The following is a 10,968-nucleotide window of genomic DNA, read 5'->3' on the forward strand; positions in this document are numbered from 1 at the left end:
CGTCAGACGTCTATAAGAGACAGATCCAGGACATCGCCGCGGCCGTTGCCGACTGCCAGGCCTTCATCACCGAACTGCTCAGCGCCGAAGAGGCGTGAGGTTCGCGCCCGGTTCATCGCTGGTTCAGGGCCACCGGCGTAGCCTTCGCTGATCCTGCCAAAGGGCAGGGCGGAGGCAGATATGGCCAAGCCCGTTCGCCTGCTGAGCGCCGCCACCATCGCGGTTCTCGTTGCCGCCACTCCCGTTGCCGCGCAGAAGTTCCTCAAGGACAATGCCATCTTTAGCTCCGTGTCGCTGGGGTGCGCGCTCGACTACACCAATCAGAACGAGACGCGGATGATCGTCACCAACACCAGTGGAGCGGCGGTCGCTACCGGCAGTAAGCTGACCTGGACTACGGACGCATCGCGCGGCGCCTTCTACCTGAACCGCGCCATCCCGGCCGGCCAGATATTCAGCTTCGGGCTGAACGCCAAGGGCCAGAACTGCACGGTCCGGGCGTCGCGGCCCCAGCCGGTGCTCTCGCAATAGCGGCTCATGCCCGCCTGCGCCGTTTGGCGCGCTTGCGGGGCACGGGCGGCACCGCTATATGCGGCTGATCCTCCCGAGCGAAGTTACATGCCCCACATCACCTATATCGAATCCGACGGCACGCGGCACGAGACCGAGGGCGAAGTCGGTTCGACCGTGATGGAAACCGCCATCATGAACGGAGTGCCCGGCATCGTCGCCGAATGCGGCGGCGCCTGCACCTGTGCCACCTGCCACGTCTATGTCGATGACGCCTGGGCCGAGACGGTCGGCGGGCCCTCGATGATGGAAGAGGACATGCTGGATTTCGCCTATGCGGTGAAGCCGACCAGCCGCCTCAGCTGCCAGATCAAGGTCAAGGACGCGATCGACGGGCTGATCGTGCACGTGCCGGAGCGGCAGGGCTGATCTTGAGTTGGACAATCTGGTGGTCTAAATAGATGGTCCATCTAGTTGATCCAGGATAGCTCATCATGGATGTTTCTGTAAGCGCTGCGAAGGGGCAACTGACAGACCTCGTCAAACGTGCCGAGGCGGGCGAGACCGTGCTCCTGACCCGGCGCGGCGAGGTTGTGGCGCGCATAGTGCCAGCCAGCTCGCGCAGAACGATACCGCGGTTCCGAATGGAGACGATCGACGAGATCGTGAGATCGGCGAAAGAGAAGCTGAAGGCCCAGGCGGCCGTCACTTCCGACGACGATCTTTACGACGAGTTCGGCGCCCCTAAGTGATTGTCGTCGACACATCGGCACTGATGGCGATCCTGCGGGATGAGCCGATGAAGGTGCCTTGCCTCGAAGCGCTGCAATACGAGCCTGACGTCTACGTTTCCGCAGGCACGCTGATCGAAGCCACGATCGTATCGCATGGCAAGCAGCTTGGAGCCGAGATGACCGCTTTGCTCGAGGAAGTGCGGCCGATCGTGATGGACGTCACGGAGGAAACCGTGCTCATCGCTCGCGAGGGTTACCTGCAGTGGGGCAAGGGAGTTCATCCGGCGGGTCTGAACTTCGGCGACTGCTTCTCGTATGCGCTGGCAAAGCAGTTGGATTGCCCCTTGCTCTACATCGGCAATGACTTCGGTCAGACCGATATCCGAAGCGCCATTTGACGCCTGGCCAGTGTCACCATTCCACCATCAGGCCAGTGCATGGATTCATTTCGCGGCTGGTCTCGTCCCGCCTCAACGCAATTCTAATCCATACCTGCTACGGGAAACATTAAAGCTATTGAATTTCAATAGCTTGTTCCAAAGTCTCGAAGTCAGTATGTATCCGGCTTCGGAAAGGCCGTGAATGGGTGAGCTCAACACATTCCCCGTCAGCTACAAAGTCCAGGGTCAGCGCATCGTCATCATCGGCGGTGGAGAAGAAGCCCTCAACAAAGCCCGATTGGTTTCTAAGACGACTGCTTTAGTCGTCATTGTTTCCCGAAACATCGAAGCCGATTTCTCCGAGCTGCCGGTCACCGTGCTGGCGCGTCCGTTCGAGGATGCCGATCTCGTTGATGCGGCACTGGTTTTCGTTGCCGACCATGGCCCGGACGGCGATGCCGCCAAGCGCGCGGCGCGGGCCCGACGTATTCCGCTGAACGTCGTCGACGTTCCCGAAGAGTGCGATTTCTACACCCCGTCGATCATCGATCGTGCCCCGGTCACCATTGCCGTCGCCACCGAAGGCGATGCGCCGGTGCTGGCCCGGCTGATCCGGGCGCGGATCGAAGCGGCGCTGTCGCCGAACCTCGGCGCCCTGGCCAAACTCGCCGGCTCGATGCGCGACAAGGTCGCGGCATTGCTGCCTGGCACGCGAGCCCGCCGCTACTACGAAGAGCTGGTCACCTCGCCGGAAGTCGAAGTGGCGCTGCTGCGCGGGCAGGGCGCTGTGAAGGCCGAGAGCCTCCTGGCCCAGCATGGCGCCGAGGGCGACAGCCCGGGTGTCGTCTGGCTGATCGGCGCCGGTCCCGGCGCCGAGGATCTGCTCACCCTGCGCGCCCAGCGCCTGCTGCAGGAAGCCGATGTGATCGTTCACGATCACCTGGTGCCGGCGGCTGCGGTCGAGATGGGCCGGCGCGATGCCGAGCGCATCCTCGTCGGCAAGCAGAAGGGGCATCATTCCTTCACCCAGGCCGAGATCAACGCGTTGATCGTGCGTCTCGGAAAGGCCGGCAAGCGCGTGGCGCGGCTCAAAGGCGGCGACCCGATGGTGTTCGGCCGCGCCGGCGAGGAGATCGATGCGCTGAAGGCAGCCGGCATCGCCTATCACATCGTGCCCGGCGTCACTTCGGCGCTGGCGGCGGCAGCCGATACGGCGACCCCGGTGACGCTGCGCCGGATTTCGACCGGCTTCGTCCTCGCCACGGCGCATGGCGCCGAGTCCGAGGAGCTGAAGCACTGGGCGGCGCTGGCTTCAACTGGCCTCACCCTGGCGCTCTATATGGGCAAATCCGTCGCTGGCCCAACCGCCGCGCGGCTGATCGCTGAAGGCGCCTCGGCCAACATTCCGGTCGGCGTAGTGGTCAGGGCAGGGCGCAAGGATCGAGTGCTGTATCGCGGCACGCTGGGCACGCTTGCCTCGGGCACGATCGAGCTCGAGGACGGGCCGGCAATCATTTTCGTGGGCGAAGCGATCGCTCACGGCGACTGGAGCGAGGCGATCGAACTCGCCAGTTCCGAATTCAAGGTGGCGTAAGTGAGCATGGAAATCCTCACCGGCAATGAGCTGATGAGCGGCGCGACGGTCTATCTCGATCGCGCCGGCAAGTGGGTTGAGGAGCTGCAGCAGGCCCGCGTCTTCCTCAAGGAAGAGGCGGAGGCCAAGGAAGCTGCATTGGCCGCAACCAAAAAGACCCTGCGCGTCGTCAGTCTCGAGGTCGAGACGGTGACGCTGCGCGACGGGGTGATCCACCCCGACCGCATCCGCGAGCGCATCCGCGCCGAGGGCCCCACCGCCCCGCGCTTTGAGCGCCAGCATCTCGACGAGGACGGCCATGTATCGATATGACGAGTTCGACGCCGCGTTCGTGAAGGAACGCACGGCGCAGTTTTCCGACCAGGTGGCCCGGCGTCTCACTGGCGAGCTCAACGAGGACCAGTTCCGGCCGCTCAGACTGATGAACGGGCTCTACCTGCAGCTCCATGCCTACATGCTTCGCATCGCCGTGCCCTACGGCACGATGAGCTCCAAGCAGTTGCGGATGCTGGCGCGGATCGCCCGCGACTACGACCGCGGCTATGGCCACTTCACCACGCGGCAGAACATCCAGTTCAACTGGCCCAAGCTGCGCGACATCCCGAAGATCCTCGCCGACCTCGCCTCGGTCGAGATGCACGCCATCCAGACTTCGGGCAACTGCATCCGCAACATCACCACCGACCAGTTTGCCGGCGCCACCGCCGACGAGATCATCGATCCGCGTCCGGTCGCCGAGATCCTGCGTCAGTGGTCGTCGCTGCACCCCGAGTTCAGCTACCTGCCGCGCAAGTTCAAGATCGCCATGACCGGCTCGACCAATGATCGCGCCGCCATCCGCTTCCACGATATCGGGCTGCAGGCGGCGACCAAGGCGCTGGGCGAAATCGGCTGGGAAGTCTGGGTTGGCGGCGGTCTTGGCCGTACCCCGATGATCGGCAAGCAGATCAGCCCGTTCGTGCCGCACGAGGACCTGCTCGCCTATCTCGAGAGCATCCTGCGCGTCTACAACCGCTATGGCCGTCGCGACAACAAGTACAAGGCGCGCATCAAGATCCTGGTGCACGAGACCGGCATCGACACCATCCGCGAGCAGGTCGAGGAAGAGTTCGCCCATGTGAAGGGTGGGGTGCTGACCCTGCCGCAGCAGGAGCTCGACCGGATCACCAAATACTTCGCCCAGCCCGATTACGAGCTGGTCAATGAGACCACCGTCGATGTGGCGAAGGAAAAGATCCTCAACCCGCCCTATGGCCGCTGGCTCGAGCGCAACCTCAATGCGCACCGCCAGCCGGGTTATGTGTCCGTCACCATCTCGCTGAAGCCGACCGGCGGTGCGCCCGGCGACGCCACCGACAAGCAGATGGAGGTCGTCGCCGACCTCGCCGAGCGCTATTCGTTCGATGAGCTGCGCGTCAGCCACGAGCAGAACCTGGTGCTGCCGCACGTACGGATCACCGACCTGCCGGCGGTTTACGCCGCGCTGGTCGAGCACGAACTGGCCGAAGGCAATGCCGGGCAGATCACCGACATCATCTGCTGCCCGGGCCTCGATTTCTGCGCGCTGGCCAATGCCCGCTCGATCCCCTTGGCGCAGGAGCTCAGCCGCAAATTCGCCTCACCCGAGCGGCAGGCCGAGATTGGCGACCTGAAGATCAAGATCTCGGGCTGCATCAATGCCTGCGGCCACCACCATGTCGGCCACATCGGCATTCTCGGGGTCGAGAAGAAGGGCACCGAGCTCTACCAGATCACCGTCGGCGGCGATGCCACCGAGAACGCGGCGATCGGCAACATCCTCGGCCACGGCTTCGTGGTGGAGGAAGTGCCCGCCGCCATCGAGCGGCTGGTCGACCTTTACATCTCGAAGCGCGTCAGCGCCGACGAGCCGTTCATTGCCGCCTACCGGCGGCTGGGCGACGCGCCGTTCAAGGAGGCGCTGTACGGCAATGCCTGAGTTGAAAGCCTTCTGGCCTGACGCCAAGGAGCGCGGCAATGCTTGATCTCGCCACGGCCCCGGGCGTTCGGGCCCACAAGCCGGACAAGCTGCGTGAACTCGGCATCATGTCGCTCAACGGCATGTTCGACGAGATGGACGGCGTCGCCGTGCTGCGGCAAGCCGTCGAGGAACTGCTGGTCGATGACCTCGCCATCGTCTCGTCGTTCGGCGCCGATTCCTCGGTGCTGCTGCACATGGTCTCCGAAGTGAACAAGGACCTGCCGGTCTACTTCCTCGAGACCGGCAAGCACTTCCCCGAAACACTGGAGTATGTCGAGACGCTGAAGCGCCAGCTGGGGCTGACCAACGTCATCGCGCTCACCCCTGACAGCAAGGATATCCTCCGCTTCGACCCCAAGGGCGACCTGTGGGAGACCGATCCCGATTCGTGCTGCCATATCCGGAAGACCGAGCCGCTCGACGCAGCGGTGTCGGGCTACGGTGGCTGGGTCACCGGCCGCAAGCGCTACCAGACCAAGGAGCGCGGGGTGCTGCCGCACTTCGAGCTGACCAGCGACGACCGCATCAAGGTCAATCCGCTGGCCTATTTCTCCGATGCCGATATCACGACCTACAAGCTCAAGTATGGGTTGCCGGAGCATCCGCTCTACAATAAGGGCTACAAGTCCATCGGTTGCGCGCCGTGCACGAGCGTGGTGGCCGAGGGTGAAGATCCGCGTGCCGGCCGCTGGCGCGGACTGAACAAAAAAGAGTGCGGCATCCATTTCGATTTCAACGGAGCCATCGCCAAGCCCATGGCCGCTCAGGAATTGACGCTCTTCAAGGATGGCGCCTTCGTCGCCGATCCGTTCCGTGCCTGGACCGAGGGCGATGACCCGGCTTCGGTGCGCTACACCCATGTGCCGCTGCCGGTGTTCCTCGAGAACCGCGAGGCCATCCTGAGCAACCCGCATCCACTCGGGCTGCTGGTGTCGCCAGGCGATAATGTCGAGCTGGTGCAGGCCGATCTCGGCCGCTTCGCTTCGATCGCCATCAACTTCCCGGCGTTCGGCGACGGCCGTGGCTACTCGTCGTCGCGCCTCCTCGCCGAGCGCTACGGCTACAAGGGCGAACTGCGGGCCGTCGGCGATGTGCTGCACGACCAGATCTCGCACATGCGCCGCTGCGGCATGAACGCCTTCGTGGTCAAGCACGAGCCGACCCGCAAGGCCCTCGAAGCTGGGAAGCTCGCTCTCGTCGATATCTTCTACCAGCCGGTCGGCCTGACCGAGGTGCCGCTCGGCACCCGGCCGTTCCTTCGCCGCGCCGTCGAGAACGCGTGACCGCCAACTATCTCCGGTGGTTCCCGTGATCGGGAATCGCCGTTTTCGCCGCGCCTAGCGTGACAGGCTGCGCACCATCCTGAGAACTGGAAGGCCGGAGCGGCCTTCAGCCAAATGAGAAGCGAATGTCGAACGAAATCGTCACGGATGTGGTCATCATCGGCGCCGGTCCTGTGGGCCTGTTTGCCGTGTTCGAGCTGGGTCTGCTCGATGTCAAATGCCACCTCATCGACATCCTCGACCGCCCGGGCGGGCAGTGCGCCGAGCTTTACCCGGAAAAGCCGATCTACGACATTCCGGGCTTCCCGATGGTCACGGGGCAAGGCCTCACCGACAACCTGATGCAGCAGATCGCGCCCTTCGGGCCCGAGTTCCATTTCAGCCGCATGGTCACTAAGCTGGAAAAGCTCGAGGACGGTACTTTCCGCCTCGAGACCGATGCGGACGAAGTGTTCCTCTGCAAGGTGGTAGTGGTCGCCGCCGGTGGCGGCTCGTTCCAGCCCAAGCGCCCGCCGGTCGAAGGCATCGAGCAGTACGAGAACAAGTCGGTGTTCTACGCCGTCCGCAAGATGGATGATTTCCGCGACCAGGACGTGGTGATCGTCGGTGGCGGCGACTCGGCGCTGGACTGGACGCTCAACCTGCAGCCGATCGTCCGCTCGCTGACACTGGTGCACCGTCGCGATGCCTTCAAGGCCGCACCGGCTTCGGTCAACAAGATGAAAGAGCTGGTCATGGAGGGGAAGATCAACTTCCTCATGGGCCAGATCGGCAAGCTCGACGGCAAGGACGGCCAGATCGACCACGTCCATATCGCCATGGATTCGGGCGATACGCCATTGCCGGCGACGCGGCTGCTGCCGTTCTTCGGCCTCACCATGAAGCTCGGCCCGGTTGCCGACTGGGGCCTCGAGCTCAACGACAACCTGATCACCGTCGACACCGAGAAGTTCGAGAGCTCGGTCCCGGGTATCTTCGCCATCGGCGATATCAACCACTACCCGGGCAAGCTGAAGCTCATTCTCTCGGGCTTCCACGAAGCCGCCCTGATGGCGCAGGCCGCCAAGGCCGTCGTGTCGCCGGGCGAGCGCGTGGTGTTCCAGTACACCACCAGCTCCACCAAGCTGCAGAAGAAGCTCGGCGTCGTCTGATCGATGAAGATCCTCGTCACTGACCAGTCCGGCGTCGAACACGAGCTTGAAGGGCTCGATGGCTGGCGCACGATGGAAGTGATCCGCGACTGGGGTCTCAACATCAAGGCGGAGTGCGGCGGCGCCTGTTCCTGCGCCACCTGCCACGTCTATGTCGAGGACGGCTGGTTCGACAAGCTGCCTGACCCGAGCGACGATGAAGAGGACCTCCTCTATTCGACGCTCGACAAGAAGCCGAACTCGCGGCTCAGCTGCCAGATCCTGCTCAGCGAAGAGCTGGATGGCATGCGCGTGACGCTCGCTCCGAGCGCCGCCAAGGATTCTGAAGCCGCCTGAGCCACATTTCAGATGTGCAAGCAGCGGGCGTCCGGAGGTCAAACTGGACGCCCGCTGCCGCGTATACTCCCGTGCGGCGCACCAGGGAGCATCGTCCGGGCTAAGAGGCTGCCCGTTACTCCAGTTGCGTTTCTTGACGCAACTCTTGCCGCGTCTCTTGGCTGAGCTCGACTTGTGGCGCCTGACGCAGCAGACTTCCATAGACCCAGCCACTCTGGCCGGCCTCGTCGGTGATCCGCACCCAGCCCTCGACCTCGTCGCTGATGTTGACCCAGCTGCCGCCTTTGAGCGTGAACACCTGCGGCTCGATCTGCTTCGGCCCGGCCCGGACCTTGAGCGCTTCGACAGTCACCGAATGGGTGAAGCCGGGTGGCGCAACCTTGCCCCGAGCACTGGCCTTGGGCGGAACCACGGGCACCGATCGCGCAACGTTGAGGTCGTCGGCGCGGCTGACGGTCGGGCGGGCCACGTAGCCCGGCCTCAGGTTGGTGGTCTTGACCGGCGTGGCAGCAGCCATCTGGCCGATCATGTCGGTGCTGTACTTGAGCCCGGTAGCGGTGAGGGCGAGGGCAGCGAGCGCCACTGTCGAGAACAGCGCGACCGAGGTCAGCATGCGGGCCAGCTTCAGCTCCCTTTTCACCGAGAACCAGTGGCGTCCGCGGCGCATGGTTCTTGCGGAGATATGAAAGCGCCAACCGTCCGCAGGTTCCCTGCGAACCATAGATTTATTGGGCCGACGGCAGCACCCGCCGTCGGCCGCGCTAGGCTCAGGCGGCCTGTTCGAGCGCCTCGGCCTCGCGGCCGGCCTTCAACGTCCGTGTGTACCAGGCCAGTTCATCCAGCATCGCGGTCACTGTCGGGGCCAGGTAGTCGTAATCGGCAAAGTCCTTGCCGCCACGCAGCATGCCGAGCAGCGGCTCCATGTTGATGTGCACGCCCGCCTTCATCGGCACCATGCTGAGCTCCACGGCCATCAGCCGCAACTGCTCGACGGCGCGCGCTGCGCCCACCGCGCCATAGCCGACGAAAGCCGCGGGCTTGCGCGCCGGCTCGTCATAGATGTGGTCGAGCGCGTTCTTGAGCACGCCCGAGATCGAGCGGTTGTACTCGGCGGTGACGAAGATGTAGCCGTCGAGTTCGGAAACCTTCCTCGCCCAGCGCAGCGCTACGTCGTTGGTCTGCGGCACGAAGCGCGGCGAGCCGACCGCGTCGAAGAACGGGATCGGAAAATCTCTGAGGTCGACGACTTCGTAGTCCGCATCGCCGCGGGCTTTGGCGATGTCGAGCACCCACTGCGCCGGACGGTCGGCAAAGCGGGTTTCGCGGGTGGTTGAGAGGATGATGCCGATGCGTGGCGTGCTGCTCATTTGGGTGTCTGCCTTGAGGTAAATGCATGGGTAGCCACCAACAGAGACCTAGTCACCGTCAGTAACTGGCGCTATGTTGGTGACTACCTCAGAGGTGCACAAGACGGCACCGTTTCGAGACGGAGTTACCCATGGACGACCTGGTCACCCACACGGAACTGCCCGCTGGGACAGCCCCCGACGCCGTTGCTGCGGTATTCGAGGCCACCCGCACCGAACCGCACAACTTCGCCGAGTGCCAGCGCGCCATGCTGCCGGTGCACGAAGTGCTGGCGCAGATCAGCGGCAAGTGGACCATTCTCGTGGTCCGCGCTCTCAGCGATGGGCCAAAGCGCTTCTCGGAGCTGAAGCGGCAAATCGACGGCGTCTCGCAGAAGATGCTGACCGCGACGTTGCGCGATCTCGAAAAGGACGGCTTCGTCTCCCGCAAGGTAACCCCATCGATCCCGCCGCGCGTCGACTACGCGCTCACCGAAATGGGCCAGGAGCTGCAGGAGCCGCTAAAGGTCATCGGCAACTGGGCCCATGCCAACCGCCACCGCGTTGAGGAAGCCCGCGAGCGCTTCGCCGAGCGCGAGGAAGAGGCCAAGCGTCTCGCCTGGTGATCAGGCGCGTTTGGCGGCCCGCGCGCCGGCCCACTGGTTGACGATCAACCCCGTCATCACCAGCGCCACGCCGACCAGTTGCAGCGGGCTTGGCACCACGTTGCGGATCACCGCATCGAGGATGAAGGCGACCACCGGCGTCACCAGCACGAACGGGATCACCGAGGCCGCGCCCAGCGCCACGATGGCGCGGAACCACAGGATGAAGGGCAGGGCGGTCAGCACCACGGCAAGGATCGTGAGCCCCAGCGCGTTGGTCCAGGTGATCGCTGTGGGCAGATCGCCGAGGATCAGCGCCAGCACGGCGAGCTCAGTACCGCCGATCAGCAGCTGCCAGGCGGTAAAACTCACCAGCGACATCTCCACGGGCCGACCCCAGCGGTTGATCAGGATGCCGCCGAGCGAGCCGGCGACGACGCTGCAGAGCGCCGCCGCGACGCCAAGCATGTCGATCCCCGCATCGGCGCGCAGGATCACCAGCGTTACGCCCACCGCGCCGATCAGGATCGAGACGACCTTCATCAGCGTCGGCGGCTGGCTCAGCAGCGCCCAGGCGAGGAGGATGGTGATCAGCGGCCCGAGCGTCTGGAAGGTGCCAGCGACGCCGCCCGGCAGCCGGATCGCCGAGACGAACAGCAGCGCGAAGAACGCCCCGAAGTTCAGCGTCCCCAAGACGATCAGCTTCGGCCAATAGCCCCGCGGCACCATCTGCCGGGCAAATGCCAGGAGCAGCAACCCACCACCCAACGCCCGCACCGAACCGATGAAGATCGGGTTATGCGGCAGCATGGTGGTGGTGATGATGTAGGTAAACCCCCACAGGATCGCCGCGCCGAGAGCAGCCAGTTTCAGGTTCATCGTGGGGCCTGGGGAATCGGTGGAAGTCTGGCTGGATAGTGCCACAGCTCATCTCCCCCCTTACGGGGGAGAAAGCGAAAACTTGGGCTTGGCGCAGCCAAGTCCTTAGTTTTCCTCAGAGGCGGGACGTTGCGGCCACGGTGCCCTGGGG

Annotated in this window: 14 protein-coding genes; 11 read left to right on the forward strand and 3 right to left on the reverse strand. The window is 64.2% G+C overall.

The genetic code is table 11. The features are described 5' to 3' along the window. Nucleotides 1-180: 180 nt before the first annotated feature. From VW23_RS16535 to VW23_RS16580, 10 genes are all read left to right on the forward strand, one after another. Nucleotides 181-531, forward strand: a complete 351-nt coding sequence (locus tag VW23_RS16535; protein WP_069910650.1) for a hypothetical protein — start codon at nucleotides 181-183, stop codon at nucleotides 529-531. A gap of 87 nt (nucleotides 532-618) precedes the next feature. Continuing rightward, nucleotides 619-939, forward strand: coding sequence for a 2Fe-2S iron-sulfur cluster-binding protein (locus VW23_RS16540; RefSeq protein ID WP_069910651.1), 321 nt, complete (start codon nucleotides 619-621; stop codon nucleotides 937-939). A gap of 65 nt (nucleotides 940-1,004) precedes the next feature. Further along, entirely contained in the window at nucleotides 1,005-1,262 is a 258-nt protein-coding gene (locus tag VW23_RS16545; protein WP_069910652.1) for a type II toxin-antitoxin system Phd/YefM family antitoxin, read from the forward strand. After that, the gene (locus VW23_RS16550; RefSeq protein ID WP_069910653.1) at nucleotides 1,259-1,642 is read left to right on the forward strand and encodes a type II toxin-antitoxin system VapC family toxin; all 384 of its coding nucleotides are present in this window, start codon (nucleotides 1,259-1,261) and stop codon (nucleotides 1,640-1,642) included. The genes VW23_RS16545 and VW23_RS16550 overlap by 4 nt, the downstream gene beginning before the upstream one ends. Before the next feature lie 184 nt (nucleotides 1,643-1,826). Beyond that, the gene (gene cysG / locus VW23_RS16555) at nucleotides 1,827-3,218 is read left to right on the forward strand and encodes a siroheme synthase CysG (RefSeq protein ID WP_069910654.1); all 1,392 of its coding nucleotides are present in this window, start codon (nucleotides 1,827-1,829) and stop codon (nucleotides 3,216-3,218) included. A gap of 6 nt (nucleotides 3,219-3,224) precedes the next feature. Continuing rightward, on the forward strand, nucleotides 3,225-3,530 hold the full coding sequence (locus VW23_RS16560) for a DUF2849 domain-containing protein (RefSeq protein WP_069910655.1): 306 nt from the start codon (nucleotides 3,225-3,227) through the stop codon (nucleotides 3,528-3,530). Next, a complete protein-coding gene (locus tag VW23_RS16565; protein WP_069910656.1) occupies nucleotides 3,517-5,175 on the forward strand; it encodes a nitrite/sulfite reductase in 1,659 nt (552 codons plus the stop codon). The genes VW23_RS16560 and VW23_RS16565 overlap by 14 nt, the downstream gene beginning before the upstream one ends. Nucleotides 5,176-5,213: 38 nt before the next feature. Next, nucleotides 5,214-6,500, forward strand: a complete 1,287-nt coding sequence (locus VW23_RS16570; protein ID WP_069910657.1) for a phosphoadenylyl-sulfate reductase — start codon at nucleotides 5,214-5,216, stop codon at nucleotides 6,498-6,500. Between the two features lie 125 nt (nucleotides 6,501-6,625). Continuing rightward, nucleotides 6,626-7,651 carry an NAD(P)/FAD-dependent oxidoreductase gene (locus VW23_RS16575; protein ID WP_069910658.1) on the forward strand — a complete coding sequence of 342 codons (1,026 nt, stop codon included), beginning with the start codon at nucleotides 6,626-6,628 and terminating at the stop codon, nucleotides 7,649-7,651. Between the two features lie 3 nt (nucleotides 7,652-7,654). After that, nucleotides 7,655-7,987: a 2Fe-2S iron-sulfur cluster-binding protein gene (locus VW23_RS16580; RefSeq protein ID WP_069910659.1), complete on the forward strand. Its 333-nt coding sequence runs from the start codon at nucleotides 7,655-7,657 to the stop codon at nucleotides 7,985-7,987. A gap of 115 nt (nucleotides 7,988-8,102) precedes the next feature. On the opposite strand, the gene VW23_RS16585 is transcribed toward VW23_RS16580, so the two are convergent. Then, a complete protein-coding gene (locus tag VW23_RS16585) occupies nucleotides 8,103-8,654 on the reverse strand; it encodes an SH3 domain-containing protein (protein ID WP_069910660.1) in 552 nt (183 codons plus the stop codon). A 100-nt stretch (nucleotides 8,655-8,754) separates the two neighbouring features. After that, on the reverse strand, nucleotides 8,755-9,354 hold the full coding sequence (locus VW23_RS16590; protein ID WP_069910661.1) for an NADPH-dependent FMN reductase: 600 nt from the start codon (nucleotides 9,352-9,354) through the stop codon (nucleotides 8,755-8,757). A gap of 131 nt (nucleotides 9,355-9,485) precedes the next feature. Here VW23_RS16590 and VW23_RS16595 point away from each other — a divergent pair, with 131 nt between their 5' ends. After that, entirely contained in the window at nucleotides 9,486-9,959 is a 474-nt protein-coding gene (locus tag VW23_RS16595) for a winged helix-turn-helix transcriptional regulator (RefSeq protein WP_084646241.1), read from the forward strand. Here the strand turns inward: VW23_RS16595 and VW23_RS16600 are convergent, their stop codons facing one another. Further along, complete coding sequence (locus tag VW23_RS16600; RefSeq protein WP_069910662.1) at nucleotides 9,960-10,817, reverse strand: EamA family transporter; 858 nt, start codon at nucleotides 10,815-10,817, stop codon at nucleotides 9,960-9,962. Between the last annotated feature and the right edge of the window lie 151 nt (nucleotides 10,818-10,968).

The sequence above is a fragment of the Devosia insulae DS-56 genome (assembly GCF_000970465.2).
GTDB classification, from domain to species: Bacteria; Pseudomonadota; Alphaproteobacteria; order Rhizobiales; family Devosiaceae; genus Devosia_A; species Devosia_A insulae.